The sequence below is a fragment of the Paenibacillus sp. FSL H3-0329 genome (assembly GCF_037963285.1).
In the GTDB taxonomy this organism is placed as follows: domain Bacteria; phylum Bacillota; class Bacilli; order Paenibacillales; family Paenibacillaceae; genus Paenibacillus_AQ; species Paenibacillus_AQ odorifer.
Genome location: NZ_CP150150.1, coordinates 4,093,740 through 4,111,900, shown reverse-complemented (window position 1 = coordinate 4,111,900; position 18,161 = coordinate 4,093,740). Strand labels below are relative to the sequence as shown.

The 18,161-nt window shown below is 44.6% G+C and carries 15 protein-coding genes; 14 read left to right on the top strand and 1 reads right to left on the bottom strand.

The window, feature by feature from the left end; genetic code table 11:
• The first annotated feature begins 209 nt into the window (after positions 1 to 209).
• The 8 genes from dpsA (at position 210) to NSQ66_RS18030 (ending at position 10,196) form a co-directional block, all read left to right on the top strand.
• Positions 210 to 1,106, top strand: a complete 897-nt coding sequence (gene dpsA, locus NSQ66_RS18065; protein WP_036688445.1) for a dipicolinate synthase subunit DpsA — start codon at positions 210 to 212, stop codon at positions 1,104 to 1,106.
• A 1-nt stretch (position 1,107) separates the two neighbouring features.
• Entirely contained in the window at positions 1,108 to 1,704 is a 597-nt protein-coding gene (locus tag NSQ66_RS18060; protein WP_036688443.1) for a dipicolinate synthase subunit B, read from the top strand.
• A gap of 260 nt (positions 1,705 to 1,964) precedes the next feature.
• Positions 1,965 to 3,188, top strand: a complete 1,224-nt coding sequence (gene dapG, locus NSQ66_RS18055; RefSeq protein WP_036688442.1) for an aspartate kinase — start codon at positions 1,965 to 1,967, stop codon at positions 3,186 to 3,188.
• Positions 3,189 to 3,204: 16 nt separating this feature from the next.
• A complete protein-coding gene (dapA, locus tag NSQ66_RS18050; protein WP_036688439.1) occupies positions 3,205 to 4,080 on the top strand; it encodes a 4-hydroxy-tetrahydrodipicolinate synthase in 876 nt (291 codons plus the stop codon).
• Between the two features lie 507 nt (positions 4,081 to 4,587).
• A complete protein-coding gene (locus tag NSQ66_RS18045) occupies positions 4,588 to 6,267 on the top strand; it encodes a ribonuclease J (RefSeq protein WP_036688436.1) in 1,680 nt (559 codons plus the stop codon).
• 213 nt (positions 6,268 to 6,480) lie between these two features.
• Complete coding sequence (locus NSQ66_RS18040; protein WP_076140992.1) at positions 6,481 to 7,248, top strand: ATP-dependent Clp protease proteolytic subunit; 768 nt, start codon at positions 6,481 to 6,483, stop codon at positions 7,246 to 7,248.
• Positions 7,245 to 7,457, top strand: coding sequence for a YlzJ-like family protein (locus NSQ66_RS18035; RefSeq protein WP_076100399.1), 213 nt, complete (start codon positions 7,245 to 7,247; stop codon positions 7,455 to 7,457). The genes NSQ66_RS18040 and NSQ66_RS18035 overlap by 4 nt, the downstream gene beginning before the upstream one ends.
• 78 nt (positions 7,458 to 7,535) lie before the next feature.
• On the top strand, positions 7,536 to 10,196 hold the full coding sequence (locus tag NSQ66_RS18030) for a DNA translocase FtsK (RefSeq protein WP_076140991.1): 2,661 nt from the start codon (positions 7,536 to 7,538) through the stop codon (positions 10,194 to 10,196).
• 90 nt (positions 10,197 to 10,286) lie between these two features.
• Here NSQ66_RS18030 and NSQ66_RS18025 read toward each other — a convergent pair whose 3' ends face one another.
• Positions 10,287 to 12,233, bottom strand: coding sequence for an AraC family transcriptional regulator (locus tag NSQ66_RS18025; protein WP_339279331.1), 1,947 nt, complete (start codon positions 12,231 to 12,233; stop codon positions 10,287 to 10,289).
• Positions 12,234 to 12,423: 190 nt separating this feature from the next.
• Here NSQ66_RS18025 and sleB point away from each other — a divergent pair, with 190 nt between their 5' ends.
• The 6 genes from sleB to NSQ66_RS17995 all read left to right on the top strand — a co-directional run bounded on the left by sleB (position 12,424) and on the right by NSQ66_RS17995 (position 18,102).
• Positions 12,424 to 13,290 carry a spore cortex-lytic enzyme gene (gene sleB, locus NSQ66_RS18020; RefSeq protein WP_036688421.1) on the top strand — a complete coding sequence of 289 codons (867 nt, stop codon included), beginning with the start codon at positions 12,424 to 12,426 and terminating at the stop codon, positions 13,288 to 13,290.
• Positions 13,291 to 13,466: 176 nt separating this feature from the next.
• Positions 13,467 to 14,705 carry a pitrilysin family protein gene (locus tag NSQ66_RS18015; protein WP_235219574.1) on the top strand — a complete coding sequence of 413 codons (1,239 nt, stop codon included), beginning with the start codon at positions 13,467 to 13,469 and terminating at the stop codon, positions 14,703 to 14,705.
• A 2-nt stretch (positions 14,706 to 14,707) separates the two neighbouring features.
• Positions 14,708 to 15,988 (top strand): pitrilysin family protein, encoded by a 1,281-nt coding sequence (locus tag NSQ66_RS18010; protein WP_076140989.1) that lies wholly within the window; start codon positions 14,708 to 14,710, stop codon positions 15,986 to 15,988.
• Positions 15,989 to 16,756, top strand: coding sequence for a 3-oxoacyl-ACP reductase FabG (gene fabG, locus NSQ66_RS18005; protein WP_076140988.1), 768 nt, complete (start codon positions 15,989 to 15,991; stop codon positions 16,754 to 16,756).
• A 137-nt stretch (positions 16,757 to 16,893) separates the two neighbouring features.
• Positions 16,894 to 17,157, top strand: a complete 264-nt coding sequence (locus NSQ66_RS18000) for a DUF3243 domain-containing protein (protein ID WP_036688409.1) — start codon at positions 16,894 to 16,896, stop codon at positions 17,155 to 17,157.
• Between the two features lie 177 nt (positions 17,158 to 17,334).
• Complete coding sequence (locus NSQ66_RS17995) at positions 17,335 to 18,102, top strand: DUF3388 domain-containing protein (RefSeq protein ID WP_036688406.1); 768 nt, start codon at positions 17,335 to 17,337, stop codon at positions 18,100 to 18,102.
• Positions 18,103 to 18,161 lie beyond the last annotated feature (59 nt).

Genomic DNA, 18,161 nt, shown 5'->3' with positions numbered 1-18,161 from the left:
AAGAGCTCTCCAGTCCGAAACTCCTCCTAAAAGACAAAAAATACACAAATAGTTGCATCTCGGTCCGTAACTCATCAGCCGTAAGCCATCTGCTCATCAGCCATCAGCCATGCGTGCCGGGGATTTCATTTCCGCTCTTCACCCATTAACTATGCCCAGCATAAGATGCTTTATAGTCGATAGTGTATGTTGAAAGGAGCGTCATCCCTATGCTTACTGGCGTCAGGATCGTGTTCCTGGGCGGGGACGCGAGACAGCTTGAAGTGATTCGGAAATGTGTGGAATTGGATGCGACGGTAAGCGCTGCCGGGTTCGATAAGTGGGAGACCCCTAGCCCAGGGGTGAGCCTGGAACAATTGACGGTAGAGCTGCTAAGTAATGCAGATGTATTAGTGTTGCCTACGGTAGGCTGTGATGATGAAGGAAATATTAGTGCTCTATTTTCTTCTGAGCGTTTAACGATTCTGGAGGAGCATTTCACTGCGCTGCCATCCGATTGTTTAGTGTATACCGGTATGGCTAAAAGTTACTTGCGCGGGATGTGTACCAAGCACTCACTAAAGTTAATCGAACTGCTTAATCGTGATGATGTGGCTATTTACAACTCTATCCCGACAGCGGAGGGAGCGCTGGTAATGGCCATTCAGAACACGGATTTTACGATTCACAGCTCGAAATCAATGGTGCTTGGTTTAGGTAGAACTGGATTTACAATGGCTCGAAGTCTACAGGGACTGGGGGCTAGTGTAAAGGTTGGTGTCAGAAAACAAGAACATTATGCACGTGCTGAGGAAATGGGCTGGAAGCCTTTTATGACCAGTGAGCTGCTGCTTCACGTACCGGATGTGGATCTTATATTTAATACGATACCAAGTATGATCATCACCGCTCAGGTGCTCTCGCGGCTTGCGCCGCATTGCGTAATTATTGATCTGGCATCTGCACCAGGCGGTTGTGACTTTCGTTATGCTGAAAAACGTGGGATTAAGGCGATGCTGGCTCCAGGACTCCCTGGCATTGTAGCTCCAAAAAGCGCTGGGATTATTATGGCAAATGCGCTGGTACAGTCGATTTCGGACGAGGCTTTAATCAAGGGGGACGAATAAAATGGATTGGCACGGAAAAACAGTAGGGTATGCGATCACTGGATCTCATTGCACTTTTGCTGAGGTAATGCCACAAATTCAGCGCTTCGTAGACGGGGGAGCAAACGTAGTACCTATAGTTTCAGCATCTGTACTAGGAACAGACACCCGCTTTGGGACATCGCAAAATTGGTTAAAACAGTTGAAAGATATAACAGGGAATGATATCATTTCTACAATTGTTGAAGCGGAGCCGCTGGGTCCTTCCAAGCTGCTGGATGTGCTGACAATAGCACCTTGCACAGGAAATACAACGAGTAAACTGGCTAATGCCATGACGGATAGTCCCGTGCTAATGGCCGCTAAATCGCAGATGCGCAACGGACGTCCACTAGTTCTAGCGATATCTACAAATGATGGATTGGGCCTAAATGCCGCAAATATTGCTAAGCTTCTGGTGGCTAAACATATTTATTTTGTACCATTCGGTCAAGATAACCCTGAGGGTAAACCTAACTCGCTCGTGGCACGCATGGATCTTATCCCGGAAGCTTGCTATGCCGCTTTGCAAGGTAAACAACTACAGCCGATGATCATCGAACGGTTTCATTCAGCATAGAAAATTAACAGAGCTCGGCTGATTTTGTTGTGGACAATAAAAGGGGAGATGCACCAAATGAGCAATGAGAAGTGCCAAGATAACGTAGTGGAAACAGCTAAGTTCATTGCTATCAAAAAAATATAAGCAATATTGCTACCGTCCTCAGGTTCGAGGGCGGTACAGCCATTTAACAACTTACTTAACGAATAAGCTCACGTACCGTAATCTTTTCACGAATGATTAGTGTGTTTGCTTTGATAATAATGGGGGAATTATACATGGGTATTCTGGTACAAAAATTCGGAGGAACATCGCTATCCACACCGCAAGCTAGAGAACACGTAATCCGCAATGTCAAAAGAGAGCTGGCAAGTGGCTACAGTCTTGTTATTGTTGTATCGGCCATGGGCCGTCGCGGAGAGCCTTACGCAACAGACACTTTGCTGGATTGGGCCGTGCAGAACGGAGATGCACTTCCTGACCGGGAAAAAGATCTCCTGATGTGCTGCGGTGAAATTATTTCAGCTACTACTCTATGTGGGCTGTTGGAGAATGAAGGTATCGCTTCTACAGTATTAACGGGAGCTCAGGCAGGATTTCTGACAGACAGCAACTATGGCAATGCCAGAATTCTGGATGTACGTCCGGAACGCATTCTCCGTGAGCTGCGTGAGGATAAAGTGGTTATTGTTACCGGGTTCCAGGGCCAGACTGAAGCGGGTGATTTAACAACTTTAGGCCGTGGCGGTAGTGATACCTCTGCTACAGCACTGGGTGCTGCTCTTCATGCTGATATGGTGGATATTTATACGGATGTTAACGGGATACTTACAGCTGATCCACGGATCGTTGAAGATGCTAAGCCATTAACTTACGTTAGTTATACAGAAATTTGCAATATGGCTCATCAGGGAGCAAAAGTCATTCATCCACGTGCGGTTGAGATTGCTATGCAGGCACAGATTCCAGTTCGTGTTCGTTCAACCTTTTCAGAAGCTGAAGGTACGCTGGTTACGAATCCAGAAGGATTTAACGATATCCAAGCAGGGGGTATTGTGGATCGATTCGTTACAGGGATTGCTTATGTCAGCAATGTTACACAGATTTCTGTGGAATGCCCGGACGGTAACGGAACCGGAGTGCAATTGCAAATCTTTAAGAGTATGGCAGATAACGGGATAAGCGTTGATTTTATTAATGTAACACCTACGGAAGCTCTTTATACGGTTTTTGATGACAAATCAGAGAAGGCTATTTCTGCTCTGCAACAGCTGGGTTTGCGACCTAAGAGTTTATCGGGTTGTGCCAAAGTTTCTGTTATCGGGGGAGGAATTAACGGTGTGCCTGGTATTATGGCGCGCATCGTTGAGGCGCTTAGCTCGCAAAACATTCAAATTCTACAATCCGCAGATTCGAATACAACGATATGGGTGCTTGTGAAAAAAGAAGATATGGTGCAGTCCTTGCGTTCGCTGCATGCTATGTTTGAATTGCACCGCTGACAAGGAGGAATTCAAAGTGGATTTCGGAAGATTAATAACAGCCATGGTAACCCCTTTTGATGGGGATGGAGAAATCAACTGGGATGTAACTTCACAGCTTGTCGATTATTTAATTGAGGTACAGAAATCAGAGGCTTTGGTTGTCTGCGGAACGACAGGGGAATCGCCTACGTTAAGCGATGAGGAAAAGCTGCAGCTGTTTTCTTTTGTGCTGGAAAAGGCGAATGGACGTTGTAAAGTTATTGCTGGAACTGGCAGCAATAACACGAAACATTCCATTCATCTGACGAAGGAAGCAGAGAAAATAGGTGTAGATGGAGTGCTTTTGGTCGTTCCTTATTATAATAAACCGAATCAGGAAGGTCTTTATCAGCATTTTTCCACGATTGCTTCAGAGACTTCATTACCAGTGATTCTATATAATGTTCCAGGTCGAACAGGTGTAAGTATGAGCGTGGCCACTACCCTGCGACTTGCTGAGATTCCGAACATCATTGCTACGAAAGAATGCGCGTCTGTGGATCAGGTAACACTTATTGCCTCTGCTTGTTCAGATGATTTCCGTGTATATACAGGTGATGATGCCTCGGGTCTTGCCAGTCTGGCTGTTGGTGGATACGGAATTATAAGTGTATCTAGCCATGTGGTTGGTGCGCAGATGTCAGAAATGATTTACGCTTATACCTCCGGCAATGTTCAGCTTGCTGGAGAGATTCATCGCCAGCTGTTCCCGATTTTTAAAGGAATGTTTGAATGCCCACAACCGCTGCCCAATCCATCAGCAGTAAAATATGCTTTAGGACTCAAGGGGATCCCTGTGGGCGGAGTCAGATTGCCACTTATTTCGCCAACGGAAGCGGAAGCGGCTTTTATTGAAGGTCTATTTCACTAAGAATTAATCATTGATGATGAACGTTCTAAACCGGCTACTCTATTGGGGGGCCGGTTTTTGCATTTATATTTTTTTTCTGAAATATTGAGGCGAATTTAAGGAAAGAATTTGGATACGAGGCGGATGACTTGTCTTTTGCCAAAAAAATCATGTATAATGATCTTAAGTGACTGGGTGCGGTTAAAATTAAATATGCGGTAATCTTCCGTCAATGTAATACATTGTGAGACAGGATAGGTCCCAAGATGAGTCTGTTTAAATAAATGACATGTCTTCGCGCGAGGGGCGCGACGGTGAATTTTGACGGCGTTTGTCCGCTTCAATATGAACTTTACTGCCCGGAATCGGGAGCTTTCGCATTGCGCATTTTACAGATTTCAGGAATTTCCTTGTTGATTGGAAGTTATTAGCTGTTTGAAGAATGTGTTCAGCGCCGCTGAAATAATCGAAGTTCGATATTTACCAATAAAAGTATGACGTCCAACATCATAGGAGGGTTAGATTCATTTGTCCAAAAAAAACAACAACGATAAATTGACGATTTTCGCATTGGGCGGAGTCGGAGAAATCGGGAAAAACATGTATGTTATTCAATACGGAGCTGACATTGTAGTCGTGGATTCGGGACTCAAGTTTCCGGAAGAGGATATGCTCGGTATTGACATCGTAATTCCTGATATCTCGTATTTGACAGAGAACCGTGACAAGGTAAGAGGTATTGTGCTTACTCACGGACACGAGGATCACATCGGTGGTTTGCCTTATGTCCTGAAGAATTTGAATGTTCCAGTCTATGGAACAAGATTAACTTTAGGTCTTGTAGAGAACAAATTGAAGGAAGCGAACCTGCTGGGTGACACCAAACGGATTCTGATCAACGAAGATTCAGAAATTCAATTGGGGAACTCACTTAAGGTAACTTTCTTTAGAACCAACCACAGTATTCCTGATTCCGTGGGTGTATGCATTGAGACTCCGGAAGGAAATGTTGTTCATACGGGCGATTTCAAATTTGACCACACCCCAGTCAACGGTCAATTTGCAAATCTGCATCGGATGGCAGAGATTGGCCAAAAGGGCGTACTTGCTCTTTTATCGGATAGTACGAATGCTGAGAAACCAGGCTTTACCCCATCTGAGAAGAATGTCGGTATTGTGCTGGAAGATATTTTCCGCAAGGCTGAGCAACGTGTCGTTGTAGCAACTTTTGCTTCCAATGTGCACCGTATTCAGCAAGTGGTTAATGCAGCAGAATCTACGGGTCGTAAGATTACAGTAATTGGCCGTAGTATGGTCAACGTTGTATCCATCGCTTCAGAGCTTGGATATTTGAACGTACCTGACGGAATGCTGATCGAACCAGAAGAAATGAATAGAATGGCAGCAAATCGTGTCGTTGTTCTTTGCACAGGCAGCCAAGGCGAGCCAATGTCTGCATTGACACGTATGGCGCGTTCCAGTCATCGTAAAGTAGATATCCTGCCAGGCGATACCGTTATTATTGCAGCAACACCTGTACCAGGTAATGAAAAATATGTAGGCCGTACCATCGATGAATTGTTCCGTCTTGGCGCTGATGTGATTTACAGCGGTTCCAACTCCGGCGTTCACGTATCCGGTCACGGTAGCCAAGAAGAACTTAAGCTTATGCTCAACCTCATGAAGCCGAAATTCTTCATTCCGATCCACGGTGAATTCCGCATGCAACGCAAACATGCTTTGCTGGCAGAATCCGTTGGCGTAGATCCACAGAACATTTTCATCACTGAAATCGGTGAAATTGTTGAGATCCAAGGCGGTGCCGCTCGTAAAGCTGGTAAAGTAACGGCTGGTAACGTATTGATTGACGGACTAGGTGTAGGCGATGTGGGTAACATTGTATTGCGTGACCGTAAGCTGCTGTCTCAAGACGGTATCTTGGTTGTCGTGGTTACACTTAGCAAACAGAATGGTGCCATTGTTTCTGGACCTGACATCATTTCACGTGGTTTCGTTTATGTTCGGGAGTCCGAAGGACTGCTCGACGAAGCTAACCGAATTGTATCCAGTACATTGCAACGCCTGATGAGTGAAAAAGTAAATGAGTGGGCTTCCCTTAAAACAAGCGTAAAAGATTCGCTGGGCCGTTTCTTATATGAACAAACGCGCCGCAGACCGATGATTTTGCCAATTATCATGGAAGTGTAAGGAGAGTTTCTCCTTCAAAGAATATATAGCTAGGGCTGAGCCCCTTTTCCCCGGAAATATTGGACGGTTTCCTCGGGAGAAGGGGTTTTTGCATGTCATAATTACTTCATAAGCTGAAAATTGCATAAGGCAGCACCCTGAAATGTCATACTAAGGATTGTTAGTAAGGCAACAGCAGACTAGAGCTGCATATGACAAGGGAGAGCTGCGAAGATGAACTACATCGAAGGATCAAATGGAGCAAAAAATGAGGAAGTTGTCCCAGGAGAAACTAATCCGAATCCTAATGAAAATATGCCGCCCACTGCAATGGGAGCGATTAAGGAGCTTGGACAAACGGTAGTCCCAAGTGGAGAGCCTGATATTTTTTGCTTAACGATTATTGGTCAGATTGAAGGACATATTGTAATGCCTCCACAGAACAAAACAACAAAGTATGAGCATATCATTCCACAGCTGGTGGCTGCTGAGCAGAATAAAAACATCAAAGGTCTGCTTATCATTTTAAATACGGTAGGTGGAGATGTAGAAGCGGGATTAGCAATTGCGGAAATGATTGCATCCCTCTCCAAGCCAACGGTAACCGTGGTCATTGGGGGCGGGCATAGTATCGGGGTGCCGATTGCAGTTTCCTCCACTTATTCGATTATTGCCGAAAGTGCAACGATGACGATTCATCCGATTCGTATGAATGGTTTAGTGATCGGAGTGCCGCAAACGTTCGAGTATATGGAGAAAATGCAGGAACGTGTCGTTAAATTTGTGACTTCCCATTCGCGTATTTCTGAAGAACAGTTCCGTGATCTCATGTTTAAGACAGGTGAGCTCAATCGTGATATCGGGACGGCTGTGGGGGGCTTGGATGCCGTTAAATATGGCCTTATGGATGAGGTCGGCGGGATCGGAGCGGCTCTAGCGCATCTCAACCGAATGATCGGCGGGGATTTCTCTGCATCGACTCCAGGAGGGATTACGCAATGACACTGTACACAGTAGTTGCAATGGAACAGGTGTGGGAGGGGGCATTTAACAATTATGCAACAACCCGAGAAGTGAGTGTGCAGGGCATGCTGATGCAGGTTGAACCGATGGAGGAAGGGCGTGCGCGGATCGTGAGATTATTGGATTGTCCACTGAACCGTTATCTAGATCCGGCGTTCTCTCCAGGTTCGATAATTACATTAACATAAAGATTCAATTTCTGACAAAAGAGAACATAGGTACGCCACGCCATTATATGGTATAATGTTGTTCCGGGGGTGGCTGGCGTGGCTAAACGAAAAAAGAAGAAGAAAAAAGCGCTGCTCGGCAGCGTTTTAAAATATGAAATATATGGAATTTTATTAATAACTATTTCCGTCATTGCACTGTCTGGTGAAGCAGCCGTAGGGCGCTCACTTTCAAGTATGGCGGGTTACTTATTAGGGAGATTTTATTTTGTGTTGCCGCTTGTCGGCATTTTTTATGGACTCATGGTTATGATCCATCGAAGATGGCCTTCCTCGTGGAACAGCAGGCATACTGGCGTGCTTCTGCTTCTGTTGTCAATGTGCCTTATGAGCACAATATCTGCAATGGAGCAGAAGCTTGGCCCGTTGTCTTTGTTACATCCTGGCAATGTAATGACACAAATACATAATGATCTTTCGGGATCACTTTCACCTGGCTCGAACGACAGCAATGTCTATATGCTGGGTAAGGATATAAGCGGAGGTTACATCGGCGGGTTGGAGTATGCAGCGCTGTTATGGCTTTTTGGCAGTCTGGGCGCTAAGCTGCTTATGATCGTCATGCTGGCGATCAGCTTTATGCTAATTACCAACTTGTCATATGTAGAGATTTTTACGCTTTTGCGAGTGCGCTCGGTTAAGTTTGTGGAGGGGATTCGTCTCCATGCTGCAAATCGCCCGAAGGCGGTCCCAGTAGCGGCGAGACCATCTAGAGCGTCTGCTCCAGCTAAAGCTCGGCAGGTGAAGCAGCCTGTCTATGATGACGAGGATGAAGAAGACGAAGACGATCGGTATCTGCCTAATCGCAAACAACCTGTCCTTTTGAAAAAAATATCTGGCTGGTTCTCAGGTTCCACGCGTTCACAGGTGGAAGCAGATCCTGAGGATGACGATCAGGGTCCAATTGTGACAAGTGCTTCGAGCGGTCCGATTATTTCGGGATTAACACCAGATAGCCGTGTAATTCCATTAGAGGATATCGATCATGATTTTGACGATGCGGATCTGGATATTGAACCTGTGACGCCTATTATTCGAGATTTCTTTGAACATATCCGTTCAGAAGGTTTAAACGAAGAAGATCGGGAAGAGTGGAGTGAATTCTCACCCGCAGCTCGTGGTGAAGCAGCTAAACCTGCTGTAGCCGGAGCTAATGCCGTTAAGCAGCAGCCTACGGATGAGTCTGAGGAGAATGTAAGTATTGACTTGGAAGGCCTGCAAGGTGCTTCTCCAGATGGAGAGATTATTCCCGCTCCTCCAGCACCACCGCCACCGAAGCCATATAAGCTGCCATCGTTCCGTCTTTTAGCCAAACCTAACAATGGTGGCAAAGCTGGAGATCAGAATGATTATATGCAGACAGCCCGTAAATTAGAAGCAACACTTGAAAGCTTTGGGGTACGAGCTAAAGTGCTGGAGGTAGTAAGAGGTCCAGCTGTTACAAGATATGAGATACAACCGGATATTGGCGTTAAGGTTAGCCGTATTGTAAATCTGACGGATGACATTGCCCTTGCACTTGCAGCCAAAGACATTCGGATGGAAGCACCGATTCCGGGTAAATCTGCGATCGGGATAGAAGTTCCGAACTCTGAAGTGTCTATTGTTACCATGCGCGAAGTTATGGAGACACAGATTTTTCAGGAGGCTGAATCCAGATTATCGATTGCTTTTGGCCGTGATATTTCCGGCCAGACCATTATCGGCAATCTGGCTAAGATGCCCCATTTATTGGTGGCCGGTGCAACTGGCTCCGGTAAATCAGTCTGTATCAACGGGATTATAACAAGCATCTTATACAAAGCTAAACCTGATGAGGTCAAATTCCTCATGGTCGATCCTAAGATGGTCGAGCTGAATGTGTATAACGGAATTCCCCATCTTTTGGCTCCGGTTGTCACAGATCCAAAGCGGGCAAGCCTAGCCTTGAAGAAGATCGTAGTCGAAATGGAGAAGCGTTATGAGCTATTCTCCAAATCGGGAACACGGAATATGGAAGGTTATAATAAGCTAATGGCTGAGAATCCAGCGGCTATTCTACCGTATATCGTTGTTATTGTGGACGAGCTTGCGGATTTGATGATGGTTGCAGCCAATGATGTTGAGGATGCGATTTGCCGACTTGCACAAATGGCGCGGGCGGCAGGGATTCATCTAATTATCGCTACACAACGTCCTTCAGTAGATGTCATCACAGGTTTAATTAAAGCTAATATTCCATCCCGGATCGCTTTTGGCGTATCGTCCAATGTGGATTCACGTACCATTCTGGATATGCCCGGTGCAGAGAAGTTGTTAGGCCGAGGTGATATGTTGTTCTTACCAATGGGCGCATCTAAGCCTATTCGTGTACAGGGAGCTTTTATGAGTGACCAAGAAGTAGAGACTATTGTTCAATATGTCAGCAGTCAAGGTGAAGCCGAATACGATGAGTCCATCGTTCCTGAAGTGGATGATACAATCACTGAGGATCAGGAGCCACAGGATGAATTATACGAGCAAGCCGTACAAATTGTACTAGAGGCTAAGCAGGCTTCAGTGTCGCTGCTGCAGCGTCGTATGCGGGTCGGTTATACCCGTGCAGCCCGGTTGATTGACTCTATGGAGGCTCGTGGGGTCATCGGTCCTTACGAGGGCAGTAAGCCGCGTGAGGTGCTGATGTCACTTGAGCAATATCAACATAACAAGATCAGCTCCTAAGCTGGAGAAGCCCGTCGAAACCTTCAATAGACAAAAAAAGAGATGGCCACTTTATGAAGTGGACCATCTCTTTTTTTGTATCCTGAGTACTTATTTGACTCTTGGCGCAGCAAGCAAAGCTTCAACAATATAATCCAGTTGCACATTTAGAGAATAGATATCACTGTAATAACCTAAGCCAAAATCGATCTCCATCAAACGGCCTTCTTTCACGGCAGGGATATTGTTCCAAATTGGGTTTTGGGTCAGATCAGCCATACCATCATAAGAGGAGCGGAAGATATAGTCACCACTGTATTTGCCAAGGACTTCAAAGGATACGGATTCCCCATCCGCACCAGTCGCCGTATCTATTTTCTGTTGAATGATGTCCGGCGCCTTCATGCCTAAATATTCATAAATGATTTGTGAACCACGTCCGAATTGTTTGCTCGCCACAACAGCCATGCTGTTGTCTTTTCCACCTTCCATGATGGATATTGTGTGATCAAGAATACCAGCTTCTTGCAGCTTTTGTTTGCTGACCTCAACTTTTTTATGGAAATCAGTAAATAATTCTTTTGCTTGATCTTCTTTGCCTACGACTTGTCCAATAAAGGACACCCGTTCTTCTGTTGACATTTTTTCATACGGAACTAAGACTGTTGGCGTAATTTGGTGAAGGGCTTCATAAGTTTCCTCTGACGGCACGATGATAAGATCGGGATTTAGAGCAAGGATTGCTTCAGGGCTAGCCTCAAACCAGGTGCCAAGCTTTTGCACATCTTTTAGCTCATCTTCAAATGCAGCACCCTCGGATACATCGGATACACCTATAGGTTTAATGCCGAGAGCCAGTACATCACCGAGCAAATAAAGAACTACAACTCTTTGTGGACTAGTGGGAACGGCAATGTCTCCTTTAACTGTGGAAATTATCCGGGTTTGTGCTTCGACAGCAGCTTTGTCTGTATTTGCCCCTGTACTTGTTTCTGCTGAGGGGGTGGGTTTCCCATTGCTTGATGCATTTGAATTTGTGGTTCCCGTGGAACAAGCGCTTAACACTATGGTAAAGCATAATAACAGGGTGAGCAGTAATGATGGTTTGGCATTTCTAAACATTGGTAATTCCCCTTCTCCGTTATATTGATAATGATTATCATAATCAATATAACGGAGAGGTTGCGTTCGGGCAATGTCAATTTGTGCACCTTGAGATGGCATATCACGCCAACTGGAGTGGGTGATAACTTTATTTTTGTATCGGACAGGGGAGATTCCGTAATATTTTTTAAACATTTTTCCTAGATAATAGCCATCAGGATAACCTACTGCAATTGCGATGTCATGCAAGCTAGCCTCTGTGTTCAGGAGCAATATTTTCGATTTTTCCATGCGGATGTTGATTAAGTACTGAGCAGGGCTAGTCTGCAGCTGTGTTCTGAATAATCTGGATAATGTTCTAGGGCTGCTGTTTACCGCTTTAGCTAATTTTTCAAGAGAGAAGGTTTCCTTATAATAAGTCTGCATATAGCGAATTGCTTGATCTAGCGGATCAGGTTGAATTAACTGTGTTTCCAGCGTATGCAGCTGCCTAAGCATCTCATAAATCCATTGATAAAAAAGTGTTTTGACATACAGCCGATCCAAAATCCCTGTTTTGCTCCAATCAGTAAACATGTTCTCCATCTTATCAAATAAGGGCAGTGGACTAGTAGGCGTAAATCCATATTGGAGATTAAAGGGATTATTGTGTTCCATGATTGCTTTTAGATTGTTGCGTGAGGCGAGTGAAAGGTTTGCTTTATATAAAATTAAGTAATACTCCAGTAGTTCATCCATGCGTAAAAATTGAATGTTCATTCCTTTTCCACCATGAAGGATATGAAAGTTGCTGATCTCGTGCGGGACCTCGTCAATTAGTATTTCGGCCTTGCCGTTTATGATCAACAAGAATGCACTTGAGGGCAGCTGATAATGTGAATTCAGATCACCTGATCGTTGAAAAGTATGGCGTATATCAATAATTTCTATTAATGCGTGGTTCCACAATAACATGTGGTCCTTTAAATTCATGATTAATATCAACTCCAACGTTTTCTTATTTCGATTATAGTTGATAATCATTCTCAATTACAATGAAATGCTATTACTTCTTTTTTAGTAATGCATAGGATGTCCTGACAGTCGTCATAATAACTTTAGCCATTCATGCAGAACTCACAAAAGAAAGGTAGAGCGAACCCCTATGAAGAAACATAAGTTGTGGATCTTTGCTTCTTTAACCCTTGCACTTGCTGCCGCACCGTTTGCAGGAATGTTGCTCCAGGGTAATGGCATAGTACAGACCAAGCAAAGTGCTGCTGCGTCATTTGTCCATGAACTAAATCATCCTGAAGAAGAGGCCTTGCCTGCCTTCAGCACGACTCCGATTAAACTCGGTTCTTCTGGTCAGGATGTTTATGAGTTGCAAGGACGTTTAAAACATCTGGGCTTTTATGAAGGGAAAATAGACAGTCAGTTTGGTCCGAAAACGAAAAATTCAGTAACGTGGTTTCAATGGAAGTTTGGAATGAAGTCTGATGGCATCGTAGGCGCTAAGACTAAGCTGAAATTGTATAACGCAACTAAGAACTGGAAGCCGACAGAGTCTGCTTCAGCAACCGGAAATAATACAGCAAACAACAACACCGGTAACAAAACAAATACAACCAATAATTCGGATTCAGCGTCTCTGTCTTCAGGGAATACGATGGGATTATCAGAAAATGATCTCAAAATCATGGCTAATGCCGTCTATGGTGAGTCGAGAGGCGAACCTTTCGAAGGTCAAGTTGCTGTTGCTGCAGTAATCTTGAACAGGGTAAAATCTCCGAGCTTTCCTAATACACCGTCTGGCGTTATTTTTCAGCCGGGAGCTTTTACAGCTGTAGCTGACGGGCAGATTTATTTGGAGCCAAATGAGCAGGCACGAAAAGCAGTGCAGCAAGCGCTGAATGGCTGGGACCCTTCGGGTGGATGTTTGTATTATTTCAACCCTAAAACGGCGACCTCCAAATGGATTTGGACTCGTCCACAGGTCAAGACTATCGGCCAGCATATTTTCTGTATGTAGATAAGTAAAGAAGTAAATCCAGAGAGCAACCGGGAAGAGGCATCCGGTTGCTTCCTTACTTTGGAATGGTTTAGAATGGTTATTAATTCATAAACATGTTAATGAGCAACTATCCACGCGGTAAAGGAGTTTTGGACTTGACTAATAATGTATTTCAGCATGGCAACGTTGCAGGTATGCGTATTCACGTGATGCCTACCAAGGCGTTCAAGACCTACGCCATCTCACTTTATGCCGGCGTCCCACTTAATGAGGATATGGTCACCCCTACAGCACTTGCTCCATTTGTGCTCCGCAGAGGTACCGCTTCTTATCCAGAGACTACTCAATTCCGCGAGCGTTTGGAGGAGCTGTATGGCGCTGGATTTGGTTTTGATATTTATAAAAGAGGCGATTATCAGATTGTTCAGTTTCGCATGGACACCATTAATGACTCCTTCGTGCAGAGTCAGGAGAGCTTGCTTGAACAATCCTTTGCTTTTCTAGGAGAAGTCCTGACCCGTCCATTGGTCGAGGATGGAAGCTTCCGTCCTTCCTATGTTGCAACAGAGCGTGAAACAGTGCGCAAGAAGCTGGAATCTATCGTAAATGATAAGATTCGTTATGCAGCGGAGCGCTGTATCGAAGAAATGTGCCGTAACGAGCCCTATCGTCTTCATCCACTGGGTCAAAGAGCGGATTTGGACCGGATTACCCCAAAAAGTTTGTACGAATCCTATAATTCATGGCTGGATGGAGCTATTTTGGATCTCTATGTAGTGGGAGATACGACTACTGAGGAAGTTGAAAAGCTTGTGCAGCATCACTTCGGACGCATTCAGTCGGAGGTGGGCTTATATAGCTCCAAGTTTGTCCCAGTATCCGTCAGCGAGGTAAGGACGGTAGAGGAGAAGCTGGATGTCAGTCAGGGCAAGTTGAACATGGGTCTGCGCACATCAATTACGTATAAGGACGATACATATGCGTCCGCACTTATGTACAACGGAATATTAGGAGGGTATCCACACTCCAAACTCTTCGTCAATGTACGAGAGAAGGCCAGTCTTGCATATTATGCTTCTTCACGCTATGACGGTCACAAGGGGATTGGAACGATACAATCAGGCATCGAAACGCAAAATTACAACAAAGCTGTTGAAATTATAGAGAAACAATTGGAAGAGATGAAAGCTGGCAACATCAGTGATCTGGAGTTAAGCCAGACCAAAGCCATGATCCGCAATCAGCTTTCCGAGATTCCGGATTCTGCTTTTGAGATGATCTCTTACGACTTCAACCGCCAGTTGTCAGGAAAAGAACGGACAGCGGATCAGCTGCTAGAAGAGGTGGAACAAATCGGTGCAGGGGAAGTAAAAGCCGCAGCGGAGACCTTTCAGCTGGATACGATTTATTTCTTGACAGGGAAGGAGGAATAGAGATGGAACAGATTCAATACGACAGACTTCAAGAGACCCTTTATCATGAGGTGATGGATAATGGGCTTCAGGTTTATGTATTGCCAAAACCAACATTCAAAAAAACTTACGCCACATTTGCAACTAAATACGGTTCTGTAGATAACCATTTTCATGTCGCAGGTGGAGAAGAGACCACTGTTCCTGATGGTATAGCTCACTTTTTGGAGCACAAAATGTTTGAAGAGCCAGAAGGCGATATTTTTGCCACTTTTGCCTCAAATGGAGCTTCAGCTAACGCTTTTACAAGTTTCGATCAGACGGTTTATCTTTTCTCGGCAACAGAAAACATAGAGACCAACCTTAGTACACTCGTTGATTTTGTGCAACGACCTTATTTTACGGATGAGAATGTAGAAAAGGAAAAAGGGATCATTGGTCAAGAAATCAATATGTATGCAGATAATCCAGACTGGCGTGTGTACTTTGGCCTTATTGAGGCGATGTATTCGAAACATCCGGTTCGGATTGATATTGCCGGAACTATAGAATCAATTAGTACGATTACGAAAGAAACACTGTACACTTGTTACAACTCTTTTTATCATCCCAGCAATATGCTGTTGTTCGTAGTAGGTGGTGTGGATCCGGAGAAGGTATTCTCCTTGATTCGCAGCAATCAGCAGGGTAAATCTTATGGTAAACAAGGTGAGATTAAGCGTATTTTTGAAGATGAGCCGGAACAAGTCGCTACGAAGCGCTTGGAAAGTAAACTCGCCGTTTCGATGCCTAAGATTATGTTTGGATTTAAGGAAAAAGTTGATGGTCTTACAGGTGAAGCTGCGCTTAAGCGTGATTTGGCCACTAAGCTTATGCTTGATTTGCTGGTTGGCAGCAGCACAGCGTTGTACCAAAAGCTCTATGATGAAGAACTGATCTCAGACAGCTTTGGCCATGAATTTAATAGTTCAGAACAATATGCTTTTTCAGCTATGGGTGGAGATACCAAGGACCCTGATTTGCTTCTAAAACGAATAAAAGAAGAAGTGGATCAGATCTTAAAGTCTGGCTTTGCTGAGAAGGATTTCGAGCGGGCACGAAAAAAGAAAATAGGCGGATATTTGCGCATGCTGAACTCCCCTGAAAGTATCGCACATGAATTTACACGTTACCAATTCCGCGGTGGTGACCTGTTTGAAGTTCTGCCTATTTACGAATCGATTACTTTAGCTGAAGTGAATGAGCGTTTACATGCCCATGTAAATTGGGAGCAGCTCGCTGTTTCACTAGTGGTGAGTCCTTAAATGTCGCTTTTGGGAGAGAGCAACAAACCATTAGGAGAAATGACAGTTCTGGTGACAGGGGGCAGCGGGGGAATCGGTGGCGCCATTGCAGAACGGTTTGCCTCTGTGGGCATGAATATTGTTATACACTACAAGCACTCACATGAAGCTGCTAATGATGTCGCTCGGCGTTGTATGGCCCTTGGAGCAAAGGTAATGACTGTAAATGCGGATATGAAGGATCGCAGTCAGATTGTACGAATGGCGGAGAAGCTTGAAAGCAATGGAATGCAGCCGGATATCCTTGTTAACAATGCCGGTAAATCTCATTACGGGATGCTCGCTGATGTGAGCGAAGAGGAATGGGACGATATTATGGCCATTAACTTGAAAGGTACCTTTATGTGCAGCCAGATTTTTATGCCGTACATGGTATCCCAGCGTTATGGCCGAATCATCAACGTTTCTTCCGTGTGGGGAATATCGGGAGCCTCTTGTGAGGTCGCTTATTCAGCCAGTAAAGGCGGAGTAAATGCTTTTACTAAGGCGTTAGCCAAAGAATTAGCACCTTCTGGTGTAACTGTGAACGCGGTAGCTCCAGGAGCGGTTAATACGAATATGTTGTCTAACCTACAGGAGGATGAGGTCCGGATGCTGGAGGATGAGATTCCGGCGGGACGTTTGGCTACTCCGAACGAAATCTCCTCATTGATTTACTTTTTGGCACTGCCAGAATCCGGGTATATTACTGGGCAGATCATTAGCCCTAACGGTGGCTGGATTACGTAATGCTTAACTTGGAGAAAAGCTCCAGCATAATAAGCTATCGTCTGAGACATATTATAAGTGTTGTTTTTTAATCTCTCGTAAGGCGGCTTACAGCCTGTATGCAGGTGTTCGACCGTAAACATGAAGGAGGATTTAAGATGACACAAGACGATAGCGTAATCAAAAATTTTGACACCTGGAAGAAATTCCTAGGTAAACGGGTTGTACAGGCAGAGAAACTTGGGATGAGTCAAGACACAATCTCAAAGCTGGCTTTTGAAATCGGGGAATTCCTTGATGAAAAAGTGGATCCAGCAAACACTCAAAACCGTGCGATCAAAGAGCTATGGGATGTCGGCAACGATGAAGAAAAGCAAACGATTGCTAAACTCATGGTCAAGTTGGCGAAAGACAACGCCTAAGCTTGCGGAAAAGCTCCCCCTGTGGGAGCTTTTCTGCAATTATTACAGGACTGACCTTGCCTTTCATTTTTATTTTATATATCATTAACATGACCCGTGTAAAAGACCGCTTTGCCGGGGCAGCTTTTTTTGCTGTATTGGCAAAGGGTAGGGAAAAGGAATCTATGAGGTGTACAAGTGGAATATAAACAGTGGTATATGGAATACAAGATTCACAAGAACAGACCCGGTCTGCTTGGTGATATCGCTTCAATGTTAGGGATGCTGGAAGTTAACATTCTGACGATTAATGGAGTTGAAGGAAAAACTCGCGGAATGTTGCTGGAGACCAATGATGATGAGAAAATTATGCTGATGGGCGAAATGCTCAAAAAAGTTGATAATATTACAGTTTCAGCTCTGCGGTCTCCTAGGCTCGTGGACAAGCTGGCTGTGCGCCATGGGCGATATATTGAACGGGATTCAGATGATCGGAAGACGTTTCGTTTCACCCGTGATGAGTTAGGTCTATTGGTTGATTTTCTCGGTGAGCTGTTTAAAAAAGATGGGAATCAGGTTATAGGACTGCGTGGTATGCCCCGTGTAGGAAAGACGGAATCCATTATAGCTGGCAGTGTCTGTGCTATGAAACGCTGGACATTTGTCTCGTCCACACTGTTGCGGCAGACGGTGCGGAGTCAATTGGCTGAAGATGAGATGAACCCACATAATGTATTTATTATTGATGGTATAGTTAGTACGATCCGCTCTAATGAGAAACATTATAATTTATTACAAAATGTTATGAGCATGCCAAGCACAAAGGTTATAGAGCATCCAGATATTTTCGTACGCGAATCTGAGTACAGTTATGATGACTTTGATATTATTATTGAGCTGCGGAATAATCCAACTGAAGAAATCTTGTACGAGTCGTTTACGACGAGCTACAGTGATGATTTATAGAACACAAACAATGAAGAATACACTTCCGAGCATGTTTATTTATAAAGCTGGTTAAGGAA